Raw genomic sequence first — 24,732 nt, 5'->3', positions numbered from 1 at the left:
AAGCCCCCTCCCACATTTTGATCTCTGTTCACATAGGATTAGTGGTGTTTGAGGATCATGCGCCAGGCAGTGCCAATTGCGGATTGACGAAGTCAAACGCCGCCAATTGAAACCCTTGCTCATCCACCTGCAACGCCCAGCCTTGTTTGTCCCAATCCCCCAGTACAATGCGCCTGGCCGCTTGGTCACCAATCTGCAACTTATGGATGGCCGGGCGGTGCGTATGGCCGTGCACCAGGGTGTGCACGCCGAACTGCTGCATCACCCGCGGGACTTCTTCGGGGGTTACATCGACAATGTCGTTGGCTTTCATGCGCACTTGGGCAGAACTTTCACTGCGCAACTTGCGCGCCAGTTTATGGCGCGTGCTCAACGGCAGGTGGCGCAGGATAAACAACACAATCGGGTTACGCAGGATACGCCGCAGCTTCATATAGCCAAGGTCGCGGGTGCAGAGGCTGTCGCCGTGCATCAATAGCACTGGCTCGCCATAGAACTGCACGACACTCGGATCCTTGAGCAAGGTTGCGCCTGCTGCTTTGCAGAACGCCTTGCCGATCAGGAAATCGCGGTTGCCATGCATGATGAAAATCGGGGTGCCGCTGTCGCTCAGTTCACGCAGCGCTTCACAGATGGAACGCTGGAAGGGCGTCATCCCATCGTCGCCAATCCAGGCTTCAAAGAAGTCCCCCAGAATGTACAACGCCTGGGCACCACGGGCGCGACCGTGGAGTAAATCCAGAAACGCCCGGGTAATATCCGGGCGCTCCTCTTCCAGATGCAAATCTGAAATCAGCAATATCACGCTTCGATGATCTCGGCTTTCTCGACGATCACGTCTTCTGCTGGAACGTCCTGGTGACCGGCCTTGGACGTAGTGGACACGCCTTTGATCTTGTCGACAACGTCAGTGCCGGCGGTGACTTTACCGAATACCGCGTAGCCCCAGCCTTGCACGTTCTTGCCGCTGTGGTTCAGGAAGGCGTTGTCGGCGACGTTGATGAAGAACTGCGCGGAGGCCGAATGCGGCTCCATGGTACGGGCCATGGCGACGGTGTACTTGTCGTTGGAAAGGCCGTTGTCCGCTTCGTTCTGGATGCTTGGGCGCTTGTCTTTCTTTTCTTTCATGCCAGGCTCGAAACCGCCGCCCTGGATCATGAAGTTGCCGATGACACGGTGGAAAACGGTGTTTTCGTAGTGGCCGGCTTTCACGTACTCGATAAAGTTGGCGACGGTGATCGGCGCTTTCTCGGCGTTCAGCTCGATGACGATGTCACCGTGGTTGGTGGTCAGTTTGACTTGAGTCATGTTCACTACTCTTTTCAGGGAATTCGTGGGTGTGGACGCCTGGGCGCCTCGACCGGTTTGGCCTATCAGCGGCCAAGGTGCGCAGTTTAGCGTGCCTTGCAGGAATTTCGAGGTGGTTTTTTACCGCGCCTGTCATTAAAGCAGCAATTAAAGCAGCAGTTTTTGACCGTGCTCTGTCAGGTGGTTGACAGCATCGGCTATGATAAGCCCTTTGTTTTATCTGGCCCCACCTGGCCACGAACCTGTCTGTTCAAGGATCCTATGAGCAAGCCCACTGTCGACCCTACCTCGAATTCCAAGGCCGGACCTGCCGTCCCGGTCAATTTCCTGCGCCCGATCATCCAGGCGGACCTGGATTCGGGCAAGCATACGCAGATCGTTACCCGCTTCCCGCCAGAGCCCAACGGCTACCTGCACATCGGTCACGCCAAGTCGATCTGTGTGAACTTCGGCCTGGCCCAGGAGTTCGGTGGCGTCACGCACCTGCGTTTCGACGACACCAACCCGGCCAAGGAAGACCAGGAATACATCGACGCCATCGAAAGCGACATCAAGTGGCTGGGCTTCGAATGGTCCGGTGAAGTGCGCTATGCCTCCAAGTATTTCGACCAGTTGTTCGACTGGGCCGTCGAGCTGATCAAGGCCGGCAAGGCCTACGTCGACGACCTGACCCCGGAGCAGGCCAAGGAATACCGTGGCACCCTGACCGAACCCGGCAAGAACAGCCCGTTCCGCGACCGTTCGGTGGAAGAGAACCTCGACTGGTTCGCCCGCATGCGCGCCGGTGAGTTCCCGGACGGCGCCCGCGTACTGCGCGCCAAGATCGACATGGCCTCGCCGAACATGAACCTGCGCGACCCGATCATGTACCGCATCCGCCATGCCCACCATCACCAGACCGGTGACAAGTGGTGCATCTACCCCAACTACGACTTTACCCACGGCCAGTCGGACGCCATCGAAGGCATCACCCACTCCATCTGCACCCTGGAGTTCGAAAGCCATCGCCCGCTGTACGAGTGGTTCCTGGACAGCCTGCCGGTACCGGCGCACCCGCGTCAGTACGAGTTCAGCCGCCTGAACCTGAACTACACCATCACCAGCAAGCGCAAACTCAAGCAACTGGTGGATGAAAAGCACGTGCATGGCTGGGACGACCCACGCATGTCGACGCTGTCGGGCTTCCGCCGCCGTGGCTACACTCCGGCATCGATCCGTAATTTCTGCGAGATGGTCGGCACCAACCGTTCCGACGGCGTGGTCGACTACGGCATGCTCGAGTTCAGCATCCGCCAGGACCTCGACGCGAACGCCCCGCGCGCCATGTGCGTGCTGCGTCCGTTGAAAGTCGTGATCACCAACTACCCGGAAGGCCAGGTCGAGAACCTCGAACTGCCGCGTCATCCGCAGAAAGAAGAGCTGGGCGTGCGCAAATTGCCGTTTGCCCGCGAAATCTACATCGACCGTGACGACTTCATGGAAGAGCCGCCCAAGGGCTACAAGCGCCTGGAGCCGAACGGCGAAGTGCGCCTGCGCGGCAGCTACGTGATCCGCGCTGACGAAGCGATCAAGGACGCCGATGGCAACATCGTCGAACTGCGTTGCTCGTACGATCCGGATACCCTGGGCAAGAACCCTGAAGGCCGCAAGGTCAAGGGCGTGGTCCACTGGGTTCCGGCTGCCGCCAGCATCGAGTGTGAAGTGCGTCTGTACGATCGCCTGTTCCGTTCGCCGAACCCTGAGAAGGCCGAAGACAGCGCGAGCTTCTTGGACAACATCAATCCTGATTCCCTGCAAGTACTCACGGGTTGTCGTGCCGAGCCATCGCTTGGCGACGCACAGCCGGAAGACCGTTTCCAGTTCGAGCGCGAAGGTTACTTCTGCGCGGATATCAAGGACTCGAAACCCGGTGCTCCGGTATTCAACCGTACCGTGACCTTGCGAGATTCGTGGGGCCAGTGATCAAGTCTTAAGGGATTCATCGTGCTAACGATCTACAACACGCTCAGCAAGACCAAAGAAGTCTTCAAGCCGCTGGATGGCAACAAGGTGCGCATGTACGTGTGCGGCATGACCGTGTACGACTACTGCCACATCGGCCACGGCCGCAGCATGGTTGCCTTCGACCTGGTGACCCGCTGGCTGCGTTTCAGTGGCTATGACTTGACGTACGTGCGCAACATCACCGACATCGACGACAAGATCATCAACCGCGCCAATGAAAACGGCGAGTCGTTCGACGCGCTGACCGAGCGCATGATCGCTGCCATGCACGAGGACGAGGCGCGCCTCAACATCCTCAAGCCGGACATGGAACCGCGTGCCACGGACCACATCCCCGGCATGCACGCGATGATCCAGACCCTGATCGACAAGGGTTACGCCTACGCCCCAGGCAATGGTGACGTGTACTACCGCGTCGCCAAGTTCATGGGCTACGGCAAGCTGTCGCGCAAGAAAATCGAAGACCTGCGCATCGGCGCCCGCATCGAAGTCGACGAGGCCAAGCAAGACCCGCTCGACTTCGTGCTATGGAAAGGCACCAAGCCCGGCGAGCCAAGCTGGGAATCGCCATGGGGCGCCGGGCGTCCGGGTTGGCACATCGAATGCTCGGTGATGTCCACCTGCTGCCTGGGCGAGACTTTCGACATTCATGGCGGCGGCAGCGACCTGGAGTTCCCGCACCACGAAAACGAAATCGCGCAAAGCGAAGCCGCCACCGGCAAGACCTACGCCAACGCCTGGATGCACTGCGGCATGATCCGCATCAATGGCGAGAAGATGTCCAAGTCTTTGAACAACTTCTTCACCATCCGCGACGTGCTGGAAAAGTACCATCCGGAAGTGGTGCGTTACCTGCTGGTGTCCAGCCACTACCGCAGCGCCATCAACTACTCGGAAGACAACCTCAAGGACGCCAAGGGTGCTCTGGAGCGGTTCTACCACGCGTTGAAAGGCTTGCCCGCCGTGGCGCCTGCTGGCGGCGAAGCGTTCGTGGCGCGGTTTACCGAAGTGATGAACGACGACTTTGGTACACCGGAAGCCTGCGCGGTGTTGTTTGAGATGGTGCGTGAGATCAACCGCCTGCGTGAGAGCGATCTCGACGCAGCGGCAGGTCTGGCTGCTCGCTTGAAAGAGCTGGCGAGTGTCCTGGGCGTGTTGCAGATGGAAGCTGATGACTTCCTGCAAGCCGGCGCCGAAGGGCGTGTGGATGCGGCTGAAGTGGATGGGTTGATTCAGGCGCGTTTGGCTGCTCGTGCGAACAGGGACTGGGCGGAATCCGACCGTATCCGTGACCAACTGACCGCGATGGGTGTGGTGTTGGAAGACGGCAAGGGTGGGACTACTTGGCGGTTGGCTGATCAGGCTTGATCGGTAAACGCTGAATGAAAAACGCCCCGACTGGTTCGGGGCGTTTTTTTGCATACCGTTTTAACGGCGCACTCCTTAGGACATTTCCCAAAATGCCCACCGCATTTGACGCTCGCTCCATCCTGGCTTTAGATGTTGCTACGACCAAACCCAAGATGAAACTGGCGGTAATTCAAATGGATTGTATTTTCTGCAGCATTGTCCGAAAAACCTCCCCGGCCCATATCCTGTGGGAGGACGAACACCACATGGCGTTCTTGTCGATCTTTCCCAACACCCCGGGTTTCAGCGTGGTGATCCCCAGGCAGCATTACGGCAGTTACGCGTTTGCGCAGTCGGATGAAGTGTTGGCAGGGCTCGCTATCGCCGCTAAGAAGACCGCGCAACAGATCGACCGCGCGTTTCCCGATGTGGCGCGTACGGGGATGTTCCTGGAAGGCTATGGCGTGGATCACCTGCATGCGAAGCTGTTTCCGATGCATGGGACTGGGCAGGACAGTACATTCAAGCCGATGAGTTCGAAGGTGGATAAGTTTTTTGCGGCTTATGAGGGCTATATCTCTTCCCACGACCATGTGCGGGCGGATGATGCCGAACTGGCTGGGCTGGCAGAGCGAATCCGGTCTTTCGCCTAGTAGAGTCACAAATGTGGGAGGGGGCTTGCTCCCGATGGCGGTGGGTCAGTTACAGATTAGCTGACTGACCTACTGCTATCGGGAGCAAGCCCCCTCCCACATTTTTAACCGTGCCCGCTCTATAAGTTAGCGGCGGCTGCTGACTTCGGCGGGTACGTCATCACCAGCCATGCGCTTGCGGAACAACGCGGTACGCGCCAGCAGCAAGGTAGTCACCGGCACAGTGATCGCCAACAAAATCGGGATCAGCCAGCCGTGCAATACCGGCCCGGACTTGAGCACCGAAAAGTAGATGATCGACGCCAACGCCACACTCCAGGCGCCCAACGTCGAGGCCAGCGCCGGCGGATGCATGCGCTGGAAGAAGTCCTTCATCCGCAGCATGCCGATCGCGCCAATCAGCGCAAACACGCTGCTGAGCACCAACAACGCCGCCACTATGATTTCAACCCATAACGGCATCATTCAATCACCTCCCCACGCAGCAGAAATTTGGCCAGGGCAAACGAGCCGACGAAGCCGAACAACGCAATCAACAGCGCCGCTTCAAAATAAGTGTCACTGGCATAGCGAATACCCAGGGTCAGCATCATCAGCATCGCCAGGATGTACAGGTAGTCCAGCGCCAGTACCCGGTCCTGGGCCGACGGGCCTTTGAACAGGCGCACCAGGGTCAGCACCATCGCCATGGAGAACAGGAACAGGCTGAACAGGATCGCATTGGCGAGCAGGGCGCTCATTCGAAGATCTCCATCAGGGGCCGTTCGTAGTCGTGTTTGAAGTGCTGGATGAATAGCGCGTCGTCATCCAGGTCGAAGACGTGCAACAGCAGGATGCTGCGGTCTAGCGCCAGCTCCGACCAGACGGTGCCGGGCGTCACGCTGGTGATCATCGCCAGCACGGCCAGGCCATTGGCGTCGCGCAGGTCCAAGGGGATCTTGATAAAGCGCGAGCGCGGTGGGCGTGAGCCGCAGGTGAGTACACCCCAGGCCACCTGCAGGTTGGAGATGATCACGTCGCGGCCAACCCGGAAAAACAGGCGGACTATTACGCCAGGGCGGCGGATACGGATCGGCAACGGGCGCAGTGGCGCCATCAACAAGGGTGCAAGAACGCCCAGCAATGCGCCCAGCAGCAGGTTGCCGGGGCTGATCGACAGGTTCAGCACCAGCCACAAGACCCATAACGCCACTGATAGCCACGGGGCAGGGAACAGGCGCTTCATGGCTGCACCCCCAGCGCGGCGGCCTTGGCTTCGGGGCTTGGCACCGGACGCGTGGCCAGCACCGCCATCACGTAGTGTTCCGGGTTGTTCAGGCTTTCGGCGGCGGCCTGGGTGTAGCGCATCAGCGGCTCGGCCTTGAAGGTCAGCAGGATGCTGAGACCGAGCAGGAAGAAGATTGGCACACATTCGTAGCGACGCAGCAACGGCGAGGGGCGCTCTTCCGGGGTCCAGAAGCGCTGGATGCCGAGGCGGGCGAAAGCGATCAGCGAGGCCAGGCCAGACAGAATCAGCAACGCCACCAGGCCCCAGGCCGCAGGGCGGATCGATTCGTCCACGGCGTTGCCCAGGCCCAGTGGGTTGATCAGCGCACTCAACAGGCTGAGCTTGCCGATGAACCCGGACAAGGGTGGCATGCCGATAATCAGCAGCGCGCAGGCGATAAAGCTCAAGCCGAGAAAGGCCATGGTCCAGGGGATTACCTGGCCGACCACGGCTTTCTGCTCATCGTCCAGGTTCACGCCAGGGCGCGGATGCAGCGATTCCATGGCCTTGGGCAGCGCATCGATCTCTTCATCCAGCGGCAGGTCGTTGGCTGAACGCGAACGCTCGATCAACTCCGCCAGCAGGAACAACGCACTCAACGCCAGGGTGGAGCTGACCAGATAGAACAACGCCCCAGCGGTCAGGCTCGGCTGGGCAAACCCCACTGCCGACAGCAGGATCCCGGCCGAGACCAGGATGCTCAGGCTGGCCATGCGCTCCAAGCGTTGCGCCGCTACCATCGCCAGCGCCGCGCAGATGATCGTCGCCATGCCGCCGTACACCAGCCAGTCGCCGCCAAACAGCGCCGAAGCGCCGGCCTGGCCGGAGAACAACAGGGTCCACAAGCGCAGCACGGTGTATACGCCGACCTTGGTCATGATCGCAAACATCGCCGCCACCGGCGCGCTGGCTGAAGAGTAGGCGGGCGCCAGCCAGAAGTTCAGCGGCCACATCCCGGCCTTGGCCAGGAACGCCGTGGCGAGGATCGCCGCGCCGGCATGCAACAGGCCACGATCAGCCTCCGGCACCAACGGGATTTTCAACGCCAGGTCAGCGAAGTTCAGTGTGCCGGTAACGCCGTAGATCATCGCCGCGCCAATCAGGAACAGCGACGACGCCAGCAGGTTGATTGCAATGTAATGCAGCCCCGACGACACCCGTGCGCGGCCGGAACCGTGCAGCATCAGGCCGTAGGACGCCGCCAGCAGCACCTCGAAGAACACGAACAGGTTGAATAGGTCGGCGGTGAGGAACGCGCCATACAAACCCATCAGCTGGATCTGGAACAGTGCGTGGAAACTGGTGCCCGCACGGTCCCAACGGGCCATGGCAAACAGCAGCGCGCTCACGCCGATAATGCCGGTCAGCACCAGCATCATCGCCGACAGTTGGTCGACCACCAAGACGATGCCAAACGGCACCTGCCAGTTGCCCGGCAGGTACACACCAATCGAGCCGGGGCCGCCTTGTTGCGTCCAGTACAACAGCAGGATAGCGATGCCCAGGCCGATCACACTGGAGCACAGATTGATCCGGGCCTTCAGCGGGCGGCGTTTCTCGCCCAGCATCAGCATCAACCCGGCGGTGAGCAGCGGCAGCAGGATCGGCGCGACGATCAGTTGATTCATCCACGTCATTCCTTGGGCTCCCGGCCGTCCACATGGTCAGTGCCGGTCAGGCCCCGGGACGCCAGCAGCACCACCAGGAACAAAGCGGTCATGGCGAAGCTGATCACGATAGCCGTCAGCACCAGGGCCTGGGGCAACGGGTCGGTGTAGTTGAGCAGGTCTTGGGGCACGCCGTCCTTGATGATCGGTTCCTTGCCAATAAACAGGCTGCCCATGCTGAAAATGAACAGGTTGACCCCGTAGGACAGCAGGCACAAACCCATCACCACCTGGAACGTCCGTGGCCGCAGGATCAACCAGACGCCGGAGGCCGCCAGGACCCCAATGGCGATTGCGATGACTTCTTCCATCAGGCGGCTCCTTCAGTTGCGGCAACCACTTTGGGCTGGTTGCTCGGTTTATGCGCTCGCACGGATTGGTGGCCGAGAGCGGTCAATATCAGCAGTGTGGAACCTACGACCGTGGCGTACACGCCGACGTCGAAGAACAATGCACTGGCAATATGGATGTCACCCAGCAGCGGCACGCTGAAATGCCAGGTATGGGTGGTCAGGAACGGGTAGCCGACGAACAGCGCGCCGAGCCCGGTCAAGGTCGCCGAAAGCAGGCCGAAGCCCATCCAGCGCATTGGCCGCAGGCTCATCTGCGCCTCGACCCACTGCGTGCCAGCCACCATGTATTGCAGGATAAACGCCACCGACATCACCAAGCCGGCAACGAAGCCGCCGCCCGGTTGGTTGTGGCCGCGCATGAACAGGTAGAACGACACCACCAGCGCAATCGGCAGCAGCAGGCGCACCAGCACCGCCGGCACCATCATGAAACCCAGGGCGGTATCGCTGGCCTGGCGTGGGTTGACCAGGTCGGTGGCCACGTCGGGTGCCAACTGGCGCTGTTGTGGCGGCAACTCCATGCTTTCTTTAGACGGACGGAAGCGTCGCAGCAGGGCGTACACGGTCAATGCCACGGCGCCGAGCACGGTGATCTCGCCCAGGGTGTCGAAGCCCCGGAAGTCCACGAGCATCACGTTCACCACATTGCTGCCGCCGCCTTCGGGCAGGGCGCGGCTCAGGTAGAACGAGGAGATATCGTTGGGCGTCTGGCGGGTCAGCATCGCGTAGGACAACAACGCCATGCCGCCACCCACCACGGTGGACAGCAGGAAGTCGCGCACCCGGCGAATCCGCGCCTTGCGCAGGGTGTTGGGCAGTGGCCAAACTTCTTCGATCCGCCGCGGCAGCCAGCGCAGGCCGAGCAGGATCAGCACGGTAGTCACCACTTCCACTACCAATTGGGTCAGGGCCAGGTCCGGCGCCGAGAACCACACGAAGGTCACGCAGGTCATCAGGCCGCACACGCTGACCATGGTCAGGGCCGCGAGCCGGTGATACTTGGCTTGCCAGGCGGCGCCGAGGGCGCAGGCAATCGCCAGCAGCCACAGGGTGACAAACACGATGGAGCCAGGGATCTTCGGCCGGTCGCCCCAACTGAGGCCACTGTTGATCATGGGGATCATGGCGCCGACCACCGCCAGCAGCACCAGCAGGAACAACTGGGTTTGCAGGCGCTTGGTGCTGATGCGTTTCTCGATTCGGCGCACGCCGCGCATCATCACCACCAGGCAGCGCTCGAAGCCGCGCTTGCCGTTGAAGTAGCTGATCAGCGGCGGGTACTTGAAGCGCCCGCGCTTTAGCTGCTTGCGCAGCAACAGGTACAGCACCACGCCGCCGGACATGGCCACCAGGCTCATGATCATCGGCGCGTTCCAGCCATGCCAGATCGCCAGGCTGTACTGCGGCAGCACACCACCGACCACCGGGAGCGCCGCGGCGGCGAGGATCGAGCCGACCACCTGGGCCGGGAAGATCCCCACCAGCAGGCAGGTAAACACCAGCAACTCGACCGGCGCGCGCATCCAGCGCGGTGGCTCGTGGGGTGTGTGCGGCAAGTCGGTGGCAGGCGGGCCGAAGAACACATCCACGGTAAAGCGCAGGGCGTAGGCGACGCTGAAGGTACCGGCGATGGTCGCGATCACCGGCAGGGCGATTTCTACCCATTGGGTCGACGAGATAAACACGGTTTCAGCGAAGAACATCTCTTTGGACAGGAAACCGTTGAGCAACGGCACCCCGGCCATGGACGCACTGGCTACCATCGCCAGGGTTGCGGTAAACGGGATCAGGCGCACCAGGCCACTGAGCTTGCGGATATCCCGCGTGCCGCTTTCGTGGTCGATGATGCCCGCCGCCATGAACAGCGAAGCCTTGAAGGTGGCGTGGTTGAGAATATGGAACACCGCAGCGACGGCGGCCAACGGGCTGTTGAGGCCCAGCAGCAGGGTGATCAGCCCGAGGTGGCTGATGGTGGAGTAGGCCAGCAGGCCCTTGAGATCGTTTTGAAACATGGCGCAGTAAGCGCCGAGGAGGAGAGTGAGGGCGCCGGCACCGCCGACGATCCAGAACCATTCTTCGCTGCCGGACAGCGACGGCCACAGGCGGGCCAGCAGGAACACGCCGGCCTTCACCATCGTCGCCGAGTGCAGGTAGGCTGAGACCGGAGTCGGCGCCGCCATGGCGTGGGGCAGCCAGAAGTGGAACGGAAACTGTGCGCTTTTGCTCAAGGCACCGATCAGCACCAGGGCCAGCATGACCGGGTAGAGGGAGTGCGCGCGAATCTGATCGCCCGCCGCCAGCACCAGGTCCAGGTCGTAGCTGCCGACGATATGCCCCAGCAACATCACGCCCGCCAGCAGGCACAGGCCGCCGGCGCCGGTGACCATCAGCGCCATATAGGCACCGCGTCGCGCATCGGCGCGGTGATGCCAATAGCCGATCAACAGGAACGAGAACAGGCTGGTCAGTTCCCAGAAGAATACGATCTGGATCAGGTTGCCGGAGATCACGAGGCCAAGCATGGCGCCCATGAACGCGAGGAAGAACGCGAAAAAACGCGGCACCGGATCGTCCGGCGACATGTAATAACGCGCATACAACGCCACCAGTGAGCCGATGCCCAGCACCAGCATCGAGAACAGCCAGGCAAACCCATCCATGCGCAGCACGAAGTTCAGCCCGAGGCTGGGCAACCACATGAATTCTTCGCGGATCACGCCACCATGGGCGATCTGGGGGTAGAGCAGGGCGACTTGAATAGTGCCGACCAGGGCCACAAGGCCGGCCAACAGGGATTCGGTGTTACGTGCGTTGTGCGGCAGCAAGGCCGCCAGACAGCTGCCGATAAAAGGCAGAAGCAGTAGAACTATCAGGGACATAGGCTTCTAATCTGCGGAAGTTTGGGATGCATCATACGTGCCGCTTTCACGATCACCAAACGGCAAGATGTGGCAGGATCCTACAGGAGCAGTAGAAAACAGTTACAAGCGGCAAGCTACAAGAGAATAGCCGTGTGTATTTCTTGCAGCTTGTAGCTTGCCGCTCACAGTATCAACCTTGATTTTCAGGCTCTACAGCGCGTTGAGTATCGACAGCTGTCGAGCTGCTCCTCTTCCACTCACTCACAATCACGGCCACCACAATCAAAGCCGCCCCCAGCATCGCAATGGGCGGGAACCGTTCCCCGGCAATCCGCCCAACCACCCCGGCCCACACCGGCTCACCGGCATAAATCAAGGTGGCCCGGGTCGGTGACACACTCTGCTGCGCCCAGTTCATCGCGACCTGGATCACGGCACTGGTCAAGCCCAGGCCCACCGCGCTGAATAACAGCAACCACGAAAAGCCCGGCAACGCCTCGCCCATCGGTACCACCATCATGAACGACAGCACCGATGCCGTCGCCAGTTGCACCACGGTCACGCGCCGCACATCCACCTGCCCGGCAAATGCGCTGATCAAAATGATCTCGGCCGCAATCGCCACCGCGCCGATCAAGGTGGCGATTTCACCCGCGCTGAAATCCAGCGAAGCGCCCGCCGGGCCGGTCAGCAGCATCAGCCCGGCGAACGCCAGCATGATGCCGATGCTCGGCATCAACCCCGGGCGCCGACCCAGTACCAGCCACTGCAATAGCGGCACGAAGGGTACGTACAGCGCGGTGATAAATGCCGACTGGCTGCTCAGAATCGTCTGCAGGCCAATGGTCTGCAAGCCGTAGCCAAACATGATCGCCACGCCGATAAATACGCCGGCCTTGAATTCAAACAGGGTCAAATCGCGCAGAGTGCGCAAGGAAAAACAGCCCACCACGATAGCGGCAGCGGCAAAGCGCAAGCCGACGAAAAACATCGGCCCGCTGACAGTCATGGCGTGCTGCACCAGCAAGAAGGTACCGCCCCAGATCATGGTGATCACCACCAGGATGCATTCGGCTTTACTGAAACGGTTGAAACGCGAAGGGGAGTTCGGGGCGGTCATGGCGGCTCGGTCTTGCAAGGGGAAAGCACGGACCGCACAATGCGCCGCACTGCTGGGCAGTATACTGCGCACACCCACCTATTGAGCAATATAGTGCACAAAGAAAATCCGCAACGGGCTTCGGTCCTGCAGCACGTCAGCCAGAACGTCCGTCGCCTGCGTCACGCCGCCGACCTGAGCCAGACCGCGCTCTCGGAAAAGTCCGGGGTCAGCCGGCGCATGCTGGTGGCGATTGAGGCGGGGGAGAAGAACGTCAGTTTGTCCACTCTAGACCGTGTGGCCGAAGCGTTGGAGGTGGCGTTCAGCGACCTGATCCAGGCGCCAGATGCGCCTGACCACAGCCGCATCAATGAGCTGGCCTGGGCCGGTGATGTTCCCGGTAGTAAAGCGGTGTTGCTGGCCAAAGCCAACGCCCGGCGCGAAGTGGAACTGTGGGAGATGCGCCTGGAACCCGGTGATCGCTACAGCCCCGAGCCGGATCCGGACGGTTGGAGCGTGCAACTGTTTGTGTATGAAGGTGCACTGACCCTGGTTCTGGACGGCGAAGAGAAAACCGTCGCCGCCGGTGAGTTCTATATGTTCGCCAGCCGCCAATCCCACGGCTATCGCAATGATGGCGACGTGGCGGTGTGCTTCGTGCGTACGGTGGTGATCTAGACAGTGAGGGCCAACCTGCATGAGTGAATCCACCCGCAACGCCGATGTCCTGATCATCGGCGGCGGCCTGAGCGGCACGATGCTGGCGGTGCAACTGCTGCGTTTGCCTGGCGCACGGCGCATCCTGGTGATCGAGCCGCGTGCTGAGCTGGGGCGGGGTGAGGCTTATAGCGCCGTCGAGCTGGGCCACACCTTGAACGGCAACGCGGCGCGCATGAGTGTCGACCCTGACAATGCCGACGACCTGACTCAATGGCTCACCGACTACATCGGCGCAGGCGGTTGGCCGGAGTCGGACCAACAGCATGTGCCCATCAGTGAACTATTCCCACCACGGGGGATTTTTGGTTTGTATGCCCAGCAGCGCCTGGCCGAGGCCATTGCGTTATCTACCTCGACCGTCGAGCATATCCGCGCCGAAGCAGTCGACCTGCAAGTCGATGCCACCTCCGCGCTGTTGACCCTTGATAAAGGTGAGCAACTGCGTGGCACCTGCGCGGTATTGGCCACCGGCATGTTCCCGGCAGCGCGCACACCGCAAACCGAATCCACCGGCTTGAACGCCGCAGCACTGGACCCGTGGGACGTGCAAGCGATGACCCAGCTCGACCCGCATTCAACGGTGCTGATCATCGGCTCCGGGCTGACCATGGTCGATGCCGTAGTCTCCTTGGAACAGGCCGGGCATCGCGGGCCCATCGAGGTTTTTTCGCGCCACGGCCTGTTGCCCCATGTGCGCCGGCAACCGCCGAGTTGGGAAGACTTCCTGGCCGCAAACCACCGCCTGCGTAGCCCACGGCAATTGCTGCGTGAGGTGCGGCGCCAATGCCGGCTAGCGCTTGAGCAGGGCATCGACTGGCAAGCGCCGCTGGACACGGTGCGCAGTCATATCGCGCGTTTATGGAGCCAGGCCAGTGAGGCACACAAACGCCAATTCGTGCGGCATGTACGGCCGTGGTGGGAAAGCCATCACCACCGCTCACCGCCGTTGAGCGCGCAGTTGGTGGCGCGGTTGCAGAGAGAAGGGCGGTTGCGGATTCGCGCAGCGTCGTTCAAAGGCTTGGTGCCGTCGGATGATGGAGTTGCCATTGCGGTGCGCCTTCGTGGCGAGCAAGGGCTCACCCATATTTCGGGCGCGGCGCTGATCAACTCCAGCGGCATCGAATACGACTGGCGCCGCGTGGCCCGGCCGTTGCCGCAGCAACTGCTCAAGCGTGGGTTGATCCAGCCCGGGCCGTTGGCGTTGGGGATTGCGGCGGATGCGTGCGGTGCGGTGCTGAATGCCCACGGCCAGGTCAGCCCGCGACTGTTTGCCATGGGGCCGCCGTTGCGCGGGATGTGGTGGGAGAGCACGGCGGTGACAGATGTGGCGCTCCAGGCCAAGGCGCTGGCCGCCAAGCTGACACAGAACTGAATGTGGGAGGGGGCTTGCTCCCGATGAGGGCGTGTCAGTAGATACATTCGTGGCTGATGCACCGCTATCGGGAGCAAGCCCCCTCCCACATGTTGATCTGCGGTTAGCTTGAGGTTTTCACAAAGCCTGGCTTGAGTCCGAATACCTCAACGCCCTGGGGCGTCGATTGCCCGGTGGTGACCTTTACTCGCTCCACCGGCTTGTCCATCGCCGCCCGATACTCCACCGTCATATCCGGCTGGATCGCCTGGCTGGGAATCACGATCGCCTGGTCATTGTTATAGGTCACGATGGTCAATCGCGCGCTCATGCCCAGGCGCACCCGCTGCAACTGCTGCGGCGTCAGCCTGGGGATCGACAAGGTCACCGGAAACTGCGCGCTGCCCTGGCTGTCGCTGGCGATGGCCAAGCCACTGACCACACTGACCGAGCCCGTCAGCCGTTCGCCATCAAACCCATCGCCCATCACTTCTACCGCCTGGCCCTGATGCAACTGGTTGATATCCAACTCTGAGACCTTGGCGACGATTTTCAGCCGTTCGATATTGGCCAGCCCGAACAGCACCTGGCCCTGGCTGACCTTGCTGCCGGCCTGTACCGGCGCATTGCTGTTGCCGCCACTTTGGGCGGAGCTGGTGCTGCCGGGGGCGGGCACCACGATGCCTGAGAAGGGTGCCTTGACCTCTTTGCCTTCGAGCAGTTTTTGCAAGGCTTCGTACTTAACCGTGGCATTGGTCAACTCCATCTCGGCGATCTGTCGGTATTCGCCCTTGCCTTGGTCCTGGGCCTGTTGCAGCTCACTGCGTGCCGCCACCAGGTCCAGTTGCTGCTGCTGGGTTTGCTGCTTGAGATCGTCCAGTTCGTTGCGCGGAATGATGCCGCGTTTGAACAGGTTTTCGCTTTCTGTGAGTTTGCGCTGGGTGTTGCCAGCGGTCATTTCAGCAGTGCGCAAGCTGCGGCGGGCGCGGCTGACGGCGGGGCTGCTGTCCCAGTCCTGCATTTCCTGCACGGTGCGCCGGGCCTTGAGTTGGGCAGAGAGGGCATCGCGCAGTTGCACTTCAAGAGTGGCCGGGTCCATGAGCAACAGCACCTGGCCGGCCTCGACTCGCTGGCCTTGTTCGACCAGGTTGGCCAGCACGTTGCCGTCAAACGGTGCGGTCAGCGTGACAGTGGTGTCGGGCTCGATCTTGCCCACCAGGCCGATCTGGTGCACCAGCGGGTCAGGCTTCACCGCCAGCCACTGCTCGGCCGTGCCCGCCTGTTCGGCGCCGCTGCGTTGGCTGAGCAGGCCGATGGCCGCACCGGCCAACAGCAGGATCAAGGCAACGGCGAGCAGGCGTTTTTTATTAGTAGTCATTGAGGGCGATTTCCCAACTTTCCAGCGTCATGCCCAGGGTCAGATCGAGCTGGGTCTGGGCGTTCAAATAAGCGATCAGCGCATTGAGCTGGGCATTTTCGGCGTTGCGCAGGTCGGTTTCGAAGCTCAACACCTGGAAGTTGGTGGAACGCCCGGCACTGAGTTTTTCCCGCTCGATCTCGATCTTGCGCCGCGACAACTCCACGGCGCGCTTGGAAATTTCATATTGGCGCCAACGCGTGCCAAGGTCACGCACCACATTGTTGACGTTACGTTCCAGCTCCTGGCGAGCGTCGGTAATGCGGATTTCCTGATCCTCCACATTCACCCGCGCACGCACTTCGGCCTGGCGCGTGCTGATATCGCCGATGGGGATCTGCACCTGCACGCCAGCGTAGCTGTCCCAGGTGCGGTTGTTGTTGTGGCCGTTGTCGTTGTCGGTGGCAGCGCGCACCTGATTGGCGCCGGCGACCAAGTCCACCTGCCAGCGCCCGGAGTCCTTGGCGATCACCAGGTTGAGGTCGGCCTGCTGGCTGCCCAGCAGCGCGGCGAGGTATTCCGGTTGCTGGTTCTGCGCCAGGTTGAAGGCTTGGCGTTTGTCGATCTCCATGGGGTTGGCCTCCAGGGCCTCGGTGGCGCGCACCGGCGTCGACAGGTCCAGGGCCAGCAGGCGCAGCAAGGCCAGGCGGCTGGTGTCCAGTTGGTTCTGGGCTTCTTCCACGCCCAATTGCTGGGTAGCGATGTCGGCTTCGGTCTGCACGATCTCGAACTCAGCCATGCGCCCGGCGCTGATCAGCGCCTTGTTCACGTCCAGCAGTGTATTGGAGCGCTTGAGCGCTTCCTGCACGATCACCAGTTGCTCCTGGGCGCGCAGCAATTGGCGGTAGGTGGCGATGATCTGGCTGATGGTCTGTGCCACGGTGGCCTTGAGGTTCAAGCGATTGGCCTGCTCGGCCAGGCGCGACAGGCGTAGCGGTGCGGTGGTGGCGTCCCAGCCGGCCCCGCGCATCAGCGGTTGGATGATCGCCAGGTCAAGGCCGTCGCTGCGGTAGCGGCCGGCCCGGTTGGCATTGTTCAATTGCTGGGTCCAGGCCATGCTCAAGCGCGTGCCGTATTCGCCGAGCAGGCTGCTGGTCGGCGCCAGGTTGGCGTTGCGCGCATTGTCCTGGGAACCCCGGGTGGTGCGGTAATAACTGTTGAGGGTGAGCTTGGGGTTGAACACATCTTCGGCAACGCGCAGGTCGAACTTCTGCGCCACCCGTTGCAGGTATGCGCTGCGGATCGCCGGGTTGTTGCGCAGGCCCAGGTACACGGCGTCGCCCAGGGTCATGGTAGTTGCCTGGGCATTCAGTGACACGCCGCGCTCGTAGCCGCTGCGGGTGGTACTCGGCGCTTGCGGGTTGACCACCACGTCTGCGGCCATGCACGGCAGGCTGATCAGCATAAGGAGCAGCACGCACTTATTCATCACGCAGGGCCTCAACCGGCTGCAACCGCGAGGCCGACACTGCCGGGTAAATGCCAAAGAACAAACCGACCAGCAACGTACTGCCAACCCCCAAGGGCAGGGCGGCGACCGCCAGGGCAAATGCCCAGCCTGACAGCCATGCATACAGCCATGCGGCGGTCATGCCCAGTACTGCGCCGCACAGCGCACCCACGGCGGTGAGCGTGACGGCTTCGAGCAGGAACAGGTTGCGGATATCCCGCTGGCGCGCGCCCAAGGCCATGCGGATGCCGATCTCGCGACGGCGTTCCGAGACGTTCATCAACATCACGTTCATCACCCCGACGCCGCCGCCGACCAGGGAGATCGCGCCGAGCGCCAGCAGCAGGTAGGCGAAGGTACGACTCTGGCGGGTCATGCCATCGATCATTTGCTGGGGCACGGTGATGTTGACGTCGTGGTCGCTGAGTTGCGGTTGCAGCGCGGCGGCGGCGTCGCGGGCGATACGCTCCATGTCCTGCCCCGGCGCTGCGCGGATGATCACGTTGCTGATCTGCGGGCTGGCATAGATGCGGCGCATGCCCTCGGCCGGGATAAACAACGATTCGTTGGCCTGCACCGGCATCAGCATGGCCCGGGGTTGGTCATGCAGGATGCCCACGATCAGAAACAGGTAGTCGTTGATGCGCACACGGTCGCCCAGTTTCAGCGGGTCGCCCGGTGCGCCGAGGGCCTGGGCGAGTTGGTCACCAATTACCCCGTAGGTTTCGTTGGCGTCGAACGTTGACAGGAAACGTCCCTCGCGCACGATCAGGCGCATGGCCGCGTGGATCTGCGGCGTGCTGCCGACAAAGTTGGCATTGGTGGTACGCCCATGGAACACGATGGGCCCGCTGAACAGGCTGAGCGCGCCGATATCGGCGATGCCCGGCACCGCCAGGCGCACGGCGTCAAGGTCGAGCCGGGCGTGCATGGGCACGCTGCTGCTGCCCTTGGGCGGGAACTGGGCGATGAGGGTATCGGTGCCCATGTCCTTGAAAATCATCGCCGCATCCACCGCCGCGTTGTGGCCGATATTGATCAGCGCGACCACCGAGGAGCTGCCGATCACGATGCCCAGCAGTGCCAGGATCGAACGTTTGCCCAGGGTGCGCAGGCTGATAAACGCTTCATGCAGCAGTTGGCTGAGGCTCTGCTCGACCCGCAGGCTCATAGGCGCCCGGCCTCATGCACCACGCCATTGCGCACCAGGATCTTGCGCTCCAGGCGCTCGGCAATGTGGGCATCGTGGGTGACGATGATCAGCGTGACCTGCTGCTCGCGGTTGAGGGCCAGCAGCAGGTCCATGATCTCCTGGGCGGTGGTGCTGTCGAGGTTGCCGGTGGGTTCGTCGGCCAGGATTACCGAAGGCTTGCCGACCAAGGCGCGGGCAATGGCGACGCGCTGGCGCTGACCACCGGAGAGGTCAGCAGGGCGATGGTGGGCGCGATCGGCCAGGCCGACTTGCTCGAGCATGCATTGTGCGTGTTCCACCGATTCATGCCGCGACATACCGCGATAACTCAAGGGCAGCGCGACATTGTCCAGGGCACTCAGGCGTGACAGCAGGTTGAAGCTCTGGAATACGAAACCGATCTGCTGGTTGCGAATCGCTGCCAGTTCATCGGGGGTTGCACTGAAAATATCGTGGCCGGCAAAGTGGTACTGGCCGCAGTTGGGCAAATCCAGCAGGCCGAGGATATTCAGCAGGGTGCTTTTGCCGGAGCCGGAAGCGCCGAGAATGCCGCAGCTGTCACCGCGGGCGATGGACAGGCACACGTCATTGAGAATGCTCAGCTCTTGCCCGGCGAGCTGATAACGCTTGCCGATGCCTTGCAGGGAGATCAAGCCTGGGTGCGTGGGGGTGTCTGTCATCATGACTACGCCTGCAGTCTCGACGGTACCGCCATGCCCCGGAAAATCTTTGTAACAAGTTCGGGAGCTGCCTGTACGCGTCACGGACTGGTTTTATTTCTTGTTTTTAAAATATTGTTTGAATAGTACCTGCGTTCAATCTGCTTCGCCAGCCATGGATTTAGAGCGGTTTTACCCTTTGAAACGATTTGCCGAACGCAGGTTTCGGACGGGTAAAAATGCTTTCGATAGACGTCGATGGCCCGGTTATACAGGCTTTTAGTGATATGGAGGAGTGTCACCACTTGCTTTCGACGGGCCGCACCGGTATAAAAAATCAAATTATTTTTTAAAACATTATTTCCGCCGTGGAACCCATATGGTCGCGAAGAAACTCAGCGCTCCAAACGTTACCAAGACTCGACTGCTGGATGCGACAGAGGCGCTCTTCATCAAGTACGGCTATGACGCCGTATTGCTACGGCAGATTACCGAACGTGCCCAGGTCAACCTGGCGGCGGTGAACTATCACTTCGGGGACAAGGACTCCCTGATGAAAACCCTGCTGATGCAACGCCTGGAGCCGCTCAACGAGCAGCGCCTGGAGTTGCTCGCCCGTTGTGAGGCCGAATCCGACGGCCCGCTGGATTGCGATACCTTGCTCGGCGTGCTGTTTGCCCCGGCCATGGGCCTGGAACGCAGCGACCCGGCCAGTGGGGAAGGGCGCTCGTTCATTCGCTTCCTCGGCCGGGTCTACAGCGACACCTCGCCGTTTATCCAGGAATACCTCAAGGTGCATTACCAACCGGTGTTCCAGCGTTTCTTTGAAGCCTTCGCCCTGGCCTTGCCGGATCTACCGCGCAACGAACTGGGCGTGCGCCTGCAATTTGCCCTCAAGGCGATTTCCGGGGTGATGGCCGGCACCGAACTGCGCCTGCTGATGAACTCCATGAGCCTGGGCCGCCCGGCCACGGATGCCGAGGTCATGGCCAAGTTGATCACCCTGGTCTCGGCGGCGATTCGCGTGCCGCAGCAAAGCCCGGAAGCGGAAACCGCGTTGGCCAGGGTGTTGGATACCCAACGGGCGATTCGCGAACAGGCCACGCGCTGAAGCCAAGCCCTTGTAGGAGCGAGCCTGCTCGCGAAAAACGTCAACGATAACGCGGGCATTTTGGTTCACCGCGGTGTGATTGCGTTCTTCGCGAGCAAGCTCGCTCCTACAAGGGCGGGGCTTTGCCTTTGTCAAAACGCACACAAAAAAAAGCCCGCTGGGGCGGCGGGCTTGATATGCAACGTTTGTAACGGATGAGGCTTCACCCTACGTCCCGGGATGTGAATAAAACGTGAAAAATATGTAAGAAGAAGTGTGAATGTGCGGCGATTGTATTCACGGCAATTTTGCTTGATGCGTTACCACTCGTCGCCACTGTCAATTTTCACAGCTAGACGCACCCTCTCAGACAGCTGTTTGATCTACCTGGCCCCCACGCACCCAGCCACCCTGCGTTTCTTCCGCCAGGAGAGTACTCCATGTCTGACTATCCTCTTAATCCCGACAGTGGTCGGGTCCCCGCTTCTGATAACGCTGCATTTCCCGTCGCCTGCACACCAGAGCGAGGGCGGTCTTCCCTTGCGGTTACGCCACGCGCTGAGGACCTGGATCATCCTTACTCCGCATATCCTGCGGTTCCTCTGCTTACCGTCTACCCTGAAGCTGCGGTCTACGGCCTGGGCATCCGGCATGTGCGCCCCTATGCGCTGTTCGTGTTTGAACGATGGCTGAATATAAACCACAACGATTATTTCGCCTTTTACCTTAACGACCTCGTGTACTCGGCAGCCGACGATCTTGTCGAGGACCCCAGCCTTGATCGCCAGACCCTGGCGATTCCCGAAGAGTTTTTTGCAGAGCTTTTGCATGGAGATCCTGAAAATCCTAAAGAGATAGTGCAAAGCTAAGGCCGAGTACTGCGGGCAGGGAGCCTTACCGAAAGCACCTCCCCCCCTCAACCCATTCTGATCAAGATCACTCGCCCGGGTGGCACCGATACCGACCCGGGCAGCCCGTGGCATACCGGGTTGGTCATGCATGTCGACGGGTTCCCCGAAGGCGCGAGCATCGGCGCGGGTGATGTCGTAAGCGGCTTGTGGTGCATCGTTGAATGGTACGAAGACATCCGCCAGAACGATGTGATCGAGCTGTCCTGGGACGGTATTTTTGTCCTGCATACAGTGAGCCCCGCTGAAGCGGCGGGAGGGGCGCCGATCCGGGTCTTTGTGAGTAAGTCGATCATTGATCAGGGCGGGCAACTGGGCACCTTGACCCTGCGCTTTCGCGTGCGGGATGTGGTGGAGAACTTTTCCGGCGAAAAGTATCAGTATTCCAAACCCTATTTTCTCGATGCCGAACTGGATCCCAGCCTGCTGGGAGCGCCGATTTTCCTCGTGGATGGCGACGAGCTTGTTTCCCGACAGATCGACTTCGACACCCAAAGTGACTCGACCTTCGAAATCGTCATCCTGACCAACCGCCAGTTTCCCACGCCTAACCCCCGGCATCAGGTCACCGCTCGATTGCTCTGCATGCTGGACGACGGGACCATCCTGCCTATCGAGTTAGGGCCCGTGACCGACAATAACTTGGGTTTTACCTTTATTCCTGTCGACGCTGAGATTATTGAGCAAGTGATCGGTGGCTCTTTTCGGGTTCAATTCCGTTGGGAAACTGCTGGCGGTGAGTACCTGGGGGAATCTGGCAGCATCACGATCACGGTGGTCGGTACCAAGGTGTCGATGCCGGCCCCCAGCGTCAGCCCTATCGAATTAGGGTTGATTCCAGCCGGCGAGCCCATCACGGTCACCATTCCTCATTACGAACCCCACAATCCAGGCGTGTGGGAAACGCTGTATATCATCCACATTCCGCCGGGCGGGGGGAGCGCGATCATCCATAGCCAGTCACAACTGGCGGGCTCACAAGGCGGCACCTACACCGTTAGCGCTGCCGAGATGGAACAGTTCAATGGGCGGGGTGATATCCAGATTTACTACGAAACCAACGATGGTGCCGTCCATATCCTGGGAGGCGGTGCATTGGCGATTCGTCAATCGGCGATGCTGGGCGCGCAAGTCGGTGAGCGCGAGGCTGACATGCCGGCGCCACGGTTGCAGGGTGCTATCGGTAACAACGTCGACCCTGCCGACGTGCCGGGCAGCGACGTATTGATCACCTTTCCCTACCTGTTGACTCAGAAAGATGACAAGCTTCACTGGACGTGCATCGGCTCGGGCCTTGGCGGTTCCATCAGCGGCACGATCGACATCAACGGCGTGACCGCAGGCAAGGAACTGCCCTATCCGGTCACCCGCGATATTCTGGATAAAAACAACAACGGCAGCCTGCGCATCTCCTACAGCCTGGAACGGGCGGGCCCACCGCGGGTGGTGCTGCGCTCGGAAGTGCTGGCGCTCACCGTGGGCAAGGGCGTGCAGTTGGACCGGCCGATCATCGAGGGGGCCTCGATCTCTCCCGATGAACTCAACCCGTTGGCGGCCGTGAATGGCACATGCGTGAGAGTGAAGTTTCGGCCGATGCTGGCCACTGATTGGATTACTGTCGATTGGGTCACTGCCGATGGTCACGGTAGCGTCGCGAAAAAAGTCTATGGCGACCCAACGACCAACGAAGTCAGTGTGCTGATCGACCCTCGCACCATCGCTCAAGGGATTCGTGACGGCGGCAATACCATTAATGTGCAATATCACTTCCATCGTGGCACGTTCCCGTATGAGTCCCTGATAGTCCCCCTGCGGCTGCTGCCGCTGACGGGGTTGCCGACGCCGACCATCGAAGGCTTCAGCGGACCGATTCTGGAGGTGTCGCGACTCAGCCCGCTCGCGCGTACCTATATCCCAGTGTGGAGCTTTATCCATGCCGCCCAGTTGATATGGATGACGTACGAAAGTGGCGGCGTGGTTATCGAAGAAACCTACACCGCCAACGAGGTCACGGCCGAGGGCGAGCGCAATGGGATCAACCCACCCACGCCCGTGGATAAGATCAAGCTGCTTGAGGACGGCGCAGACTTGACGATCAAGTTCTGGGCCAGCCTGGCGGAAACGCCGGACCAGAGAGACTCCGTGCTGTTTGGTGTGCGTCATTACACCATCCAGGCCCTGCCAGGAGTTTTGCCGCATCCGTTTATCAATGGCACCACCGATACCGGGCCGAATGTGACGGTGGACCCGCTGCCCATTGAGCACAATCTGACGGTGACCGCTCGCTATGCCGGTATGAGTGGTCGAGACAAGATCACGCTTGAATGGTTTTTTGCAGACGGCACCCATCATTCAGTCACCCTGGATGGATTGGATGGCGGTGAGGTGGTGTTCAACCTCACTGCGGATAAAGTCTTGCATCGCAGCGTGAACAGCACGGTGTGCTTGAAGTATTCGGTAGTGCGCGATGGCGCGGGAGACCCTATTCCGTCGCAGGTGCAGACGGTGAGGGTCAATACGATTCCTGCTGCCAGTTTGCCGCAGCCACGGATCAACAACATTGCTTCTGGCGGTACGCTGGATGTCAACAATTTCGCGGGTAACGCCACGGCTGCAGTGCCCAAATGGTCGTTGAGTCACCCAGGGCAAAGGGTCTGGCTGATTTGCAGCAGTGCAGGCGTAACCCCGCTAACTGTTCTCAATGGTGTGGCAATCACCGCAACAGAGGCTCTTAATGGGCTTGCAAACAAGGCAGTACTGCGTAGTTGGCTGAAGCGCATAACTAATGGCAGACAAATAACGATAACCTGTGAGGTAACGTTTGACGGCAGTAATGATAAGTTAAAAGCTGTTATTTTTAGAAGTGCTCAATATATCAAGACAGACCCTTGGACAGATGCCGGCCATTACTTTAACACTGGAAATTTAGACGGATGGACTTTAGGAAGAGGCGGTCTGGGCGCTACGTTTGGTGTCCTTGGTTTGTTTGTGGATACTCCCCATCCCTCTAATGCTGGCGCAGTGATCTCAAGGACATTTAACTTTAATAGAGTGCATCGCTATAGCATCAGTTATTCCATCGGGAGCGTTAGTCCGCCCGGTGGTGTCCCGCCCATCACGGCTGTTCTCGTGGGCTCGCAGGTTGCTATACCGAAATTTACAGTTCCAAATTCCGGCTATATTGAAGGCCAACAAAATTTGTCCTTCATACCGGCGGCTAACGGGCCGGCTTCCGTTGTGCTTCATAACTATCAAGATCTAGGGGGCGGTTCAGGCTCTCAAGGGGGCAATGACTTTCACGTCTACTACATAGGCGTATATCGCCTCGATTAAATGAAAAATGAGAGTAAGAAGTAACGCGCAATGAAAAGGGGTGGATCTAT

Annotated in this window: 21 protein-coding genes; 8 read left to right on the top strand and 13 right to left on the bottom strand. The window is 60.5% G+C overall.

The window, feature by feature from the left end; all coding sequences use genetic code 11:
• Positions 1-55: 55 nt before the first annotated feature.
• The gene (gene lpxH / locus FRT59_RS07060; RefSeq protein WP_198809810.1) at positions 56-805 is read right to left on the bottom strand and encodes a UDP-2,3-diacylglucosamine diphosphatase; all 750 of its coding nucleotides are present in this window, start codon (positions 803-805) and stop codon (positions 56-58) included.
• Positions 802-1,308, bottom strand: coding sequence for a peptidylprolyl isomerase (locus FRT59_RS07055; RefSeq protein ID WP_065877469.1), 507 nt, complete (start codon positions 1,306-1,308; stop codon positions 802-804). Before FRT59_RS07055 ends, lpxH begins: the two co-directional genes overlap by 4 nt.
• Before the next feature lie 261 nt (positions 1,309-1,569).
• Here FRT59_RS07055 and FRT59_RS07050 point away from each other — a divergent pair, with 261 nt between their 5' ends.
• From FRT59_RS07050 to FRT59_RS07040, 3 genes are all read left to right on the top strand, one after another.
• Complete coding sequence (locus FRT59_RS07050) at positions 1,570-3,270, top strand: glutamine--tRNA ligase/YqeY domain fusion protein (RefSeq protein ID WP_153870781.1); 1,701 nt, start codon at positions 1,570-1,572, stop codon at positions 3,268-3,270.
• Between the two features lie 21 nt (positions 3,271-3,291).
• Positions 3,292-4,680 (top strand): cysteine--tRNA ligase, encoded by a 1,389-nt coding sequence (cysS, locus tag FRT59_RS07045; protein ID WP_198809811.1) that lies wholly within the window; start codon positions 3,292-3,294, stop codon positions 4,678-4,680.
• 176 nt (positions 4,681-4,856) lie between these two features.
• Entirely contained in the window at positions 4,857-5,315 is a 459-nt protein-coding gene (locus FRT59_RS07040; protein ID WP_153871121.1) for an HIT family protein, read from the top strand.
• 126 nt (positions 5,316-5,441) lie between these two features.
• Here FRT59_RS07040 and FRT59_RS07035 read toward each other — a convergent pair whose 3' ends face one another.
• The 7 genes from FRT59_RS07035 to FRT59_RS07005 form a co-directional block, all read right to left on the bottom strand.
• Positions 5,442-5,780 carry a Na+/H+ antiporter subunit G gene (locus FRT59_RS07035; protein ID WP_034120292.1) on the bottom strand — a complete coding sequence of 113 codons (339 nt, stop codon included), beginning with the start codon at positions 5,778-5,780 and terminating at the stop codon, positions 5,442-5,444.
• The gene (locus FRT59_RS07030; RefSeq protein ID WP_153870780.1) at positions 5,777-6,055 is read right to left on the bottom strand and encodes a K+/H+ antiporter subunit F; all 279 of its coding nucleotides are present in this window, start codon (positions 6,053-6,055) and stop codon (positions 5,777-5,779) included. The genes FRT59_RS07035 and FRT59_RS07030 overlap by 4 nt, the downstream gene beginning before the upstream one ends.
• Positions 6,052-6,540, bottom strand: coding sequence for a Na+/H+ antiporter subunit E (locus FRT59_RS07025; RefSeq protein WP_034120291.1), 489 nt, complete (start codon positions 6,538-6,540; stop codon positions 6,052-6,054). Before FRT59_RS07025 ends, FRT59_RS07030 begins: the two co-directional genes overlap by 4 nt.
• Complete coding sequence (locus tag FRT59_RS07020; RefSeq protein ID WP_034120290.1) at positions 6,537-8,219, bottom strand: monovalent cation/H+ antiporter subunit D; 1,683 nt, start codon at positions 8,217-8,219, stop codon at positions 6,537-6,539. Before FRT59_RS07020 ends, FRT59_RS07025 begins: the two co-directional genes overlap by 4 nt.
• Positions 8,216-8,560, bottom strand: a complete 345-nt coding sequence (locus FRT59_RS07015) for a Na+/H+ antiporter subunit C (protein ID WP_003192163.1) — start codon at positions 8,558-8,560, stop codon at positions 8,216-8,218. Before FRT59_RS07015 ends, FRT59_RS07020 begins: the two co-directional genes overlap by 4 nt.
• Entirely contained in the window at positions 8,560-11,481 is a 2,922-nt protein-coding gene (locus FRT59_RS07010; RefSeq protein WP_153870779.1) for a monovalent cation/H+ antiporter subunit A, read from the bottom strand. Before FRT59_RS07010 ends, FRT59_RS07015 begins: the two co-directional genes overlap by 1 nt.
• A 172-nt stretch (positions 11,482-11,653) precedes the next feature.
• On the bottom strand, positions 11,654-12,583 hold the full coding sequence (locus FRT59_RS07005; RefSeq protein ID WP_153870778.1) for a DMT family transporter: 930 nt from the start codon (positions 12,581-12,583) through the stop codon (positions 11,654-11,656).
• Between the two features lie 93 nt (positions 12,584-12,676).
• Between FRT59_RS07005 and FRT59_RS07000 the strand changes: the two genes are divergently transcribed.
• Together FRT59_RS07000 and FRT59_RS06995 are read left to right on the top strand one after the other, a co-directional pair.
• Positions 12,677-13,240, top strand: a complete 564-nt coding sequence (locus FRT59_RS07000) for a helix-turn-helix domain-containing protein (protein WP_034120286.1) — start codon at positions 12,677-12,679, stop codon at positions 13,238-13,240.
• A 19-nt stretch (positions 13,241-13,259) separates the two neighbouring features.
• On the top strand, positions 13,260-14,654 hold the full coding sequence (locus FRT59_RS06995) for an FAD/NAD(P)-binding protein (protein WP_153870777.1): 1,395 nt from the start codon (positions 13,260-13,262) through the stop codon (positions 14,652-14,654).
• A 103-nt stretch (positions 14,655-14,757) separates the two neighbouring features.
• On the opposite strand, the gene FRT59_RS06990 is transcribed toward FRT59_RS06995, so the two are convergent.
• Genes FRT59_RS06990 through FRT59_RS06975 form a run of 4 tightly spaced genes read right to left on the bottom strand, consistent with a single transcriptional unit; the run spans position 14,758 to position 19,375 of the window.
• A complete protein-coding gene (locus FRT59_RS06990) occupies positions 14,758-16,011 on the bottom strand; it encodes an efflux RND transporter periplasmic adaptor subunit (RefSeq protein ID WP_153870776.1) in 1,254 nt (417 codons plus the stop codon).
• Positions 16,001-17,479 (bottom strand): TolC family protein, encoded by a 1,479-nt coding sequence (locus FRT59_RS06985; RefSeq protein WP_153870775.1) that lies wholly within the window; start codon positions 17,477-17,479, stop codon positions 16,001-16,003. Before FRT59_RS06985 ends, FRT59_RS06990 begins: the two co-directional genes overlap by 11 nt.
• Complete coding sequence (locus FRT59_RS06980) at positions 17,472-18,671, bottom strand: ABC transporter permease (protein ID WP_153839286.1); 1,200 nt, start codon at positions 18,669-18,671, stop codon at positions 17,472-17,474. The genes FRT59_RS06985 and FRT59_RS06980 overlap by 8 nt, the downstream gene beginning before the upstream one ends.
• Positions 18,668-19,375 carry an ABC transporter ATP-binding protein gene (locus FRT59_RS06975; protein WP_153870774.1) on the bottom strand — a complete coding sequence of 236 codons (708 nt, stop codon included), beginning with the start codon at positions 19,373-19,375 and terminating at the stop codon, positions 18,668-18,670. Before FRT59_RS06975 ends, FRT59_RS06980 begins: the two co-directional genes overlap by 4 nt.
• 355 nt (positions 19,376-19,730) lie before the next feature.
• Between FRT59_RS06975 and FRT59_RS06970 the strand changes: the two genes are divergently transcribed.
• From FRT59_RS06970 to FRT59_RS06965, 3 genes are all read left to right on the top strand, one after another.
• The gene (locus FRT59_RS06970) at positions 19,731-20,462 is read left to right on the top strand and encodes a TetR/AcrR family transcriptional regulator (RefSeq protein WP_034120280.1); all 732 of its coding nucleotides are present in this window, start codon (positions 19,731-19,733) and stop codon (positions 20,460-20,462) included.
• Between the two features lie 419 nt (positions 20,463-20,881).
• Complete coding sequence (locus tag FRT59_RS27185; RefSeq protein ID WP_233094252.1) at positions 20,882-21,310, top strand: TetR-like C-terminal domain-containing protein; 429 nt, start codon at positions 20,882-20,884, stop codon at positions 21,308-21,310.
• A 126-nt stretch (positions 21,311-21,436) separates the two neighbouring features.
• Positions 21,437-24,682 (top strand): YncE family protein, encoded by a 3,246-nt coding sequence (locus tag FRT59_RS06965; protein WP_233094253.1) that lies wholly within the window; start codon positions 21,437-21,439, stop codon positions 24,680-24,682.
• Positions 24,683-24,732: the final 50 nt, after the last annotated feature.

It is taken from the genome of Pseudomonas haemolytica, from assembly GCF_009659625.1.
GTDB classification, from domain to species: domain Bacteria; phylum Pseudomonadota; class Gammaproteobacteria; order Pseudomonadales; family Pseudomonadaceae; genus Aquipseudomonas; species Aquipseudomonas haemolytica.
Note: the sequence above shows the minus strand (reverse complement) of the source record. Positions and strands in the feature narration are given on the sequence as shown.

Coding starts and splice junctions, on each gene's coding strand:
- FRT59_RS27185 (WP_233094252.1), top strand. CDS start 20,882: ATGTCTGACTATCCTCTTAATCCCGACAGTGGTCGGGTCCCCGCTTCT.
- FRT59_RS06965 (WP_233094253.1), top strand. CDS start 21,437: ATGCATGTCGACGGGTTCCCCGAAGGCGCGAGCATCGGCGCGGGTGAT.
- FRT59_RS07040 (WP_153871121.1), top strand. CDS start 4,857: ATGGATTGTATTTTCTGCAGCATTGTCCGAAAAACCTCCCCGGCCCAT.
- FRT59_RS06985 (WP_153870775.1), bottom strand. CDS start 17,479: ATGAATAAGTGCGTGCTGCTCCTTATGCTGATCAGCCTGCCGTGCATG.
- FRT59_RS06980 (WP_153839286.1), bottom strand. CDS start 18,671: ATGAGCCTGCGGGTCGAGCAGAGCCTCAGCCAACTGCTGCATGAAGCG.
- FRT59_RS07005 (WP_153870778.1), bottom strand. CDS start 12,583: ATGACCGCCCCGAACTCCCCTTCGCGTTTCAACCGTTTCAGTAAAGCC.
- FRT59_RS07025 (WP_034120291.1), bottom strand. CDS start 6,540: ATGAAGCGCCTGTTCCCTGCCCCGTGGCTATCAGTGGCGTTATGGGTC.
- FRT59_RS07020 (WP_034120290.1), bottom strand. CDS start 8,219: ATGACGTGGATGAATCAACTGATCGTCGCGCCGATCCTGCTGCCGCTG.
- FRT59_RS07055 (WP_065877469.1), bottom strand. CDS start 1,308: ATGACTCAAGTCAAACTGACCACCAACCACGGTGACATCGTCATCGAG.
- FRT59_RS06990 (WP_153870776.1), bottom strand. CDS start 16,011: ATGACTACTAATAAAAAACGCCTGCTCGCCGTTGCCTTGATCCTGCTG.
- FRT59_RS06975 (WP_153870774.1), bottom strand. CDS start 19,375: ATGATGACAGACACCCCCACGCACCCAGGCTTGATCTCCCTGCAAGGC.
- FRT59_RS07015 (WP_003192163.1), bottom strand. CDS start 8,560: ATGGAAGAAGTCATCGCAATCGCCATTGGGGTCCTGGCGGCCTCCGGC.
- FRT59_RS06970 (WP_034120280.1), top strand. CDS start 19,731: ATGGTCGCGAAGAAACTCAGCGCTCCAAACGTTACCAAGACTCGACTG.
- FRT59_RS07010 (WP_153870779.1), bottom strand. CDS start 11,481: ATGTCCCTGATAGTTCTACTGCTTCTGCCTTTTATCGGCAGCTGTCTG.
- FRT59_RS06995 (WP_153870777.1), top strand. CDS start 13,260: ATGAGTGAATCCACCCGCAACGCCGATGTCCTGATCATCGGCGGCGGC.
- FRT59_RS07030 (WP_153870780.1), bottom strand. CDS start 6,055: ATGAGCGCCCTGCTCGCCAATGCGATCCTGTTCAGCCTGTTCCTGTTC.
- FRT59_RS07035 (WP_034120292.1), bottom strand. CDS start 5,780: ATGATGCCGTTATGGGTTGAAATCATAGTGGCGGCGTTGTTGGTGCTC.
- FRT59_RS07050 (WP_153870781.1), top strand. CDS start 1,570: ATGAGCAAGCCCACTGTCGACCCTACCTCGAATTCCAAGGCCGGACCT.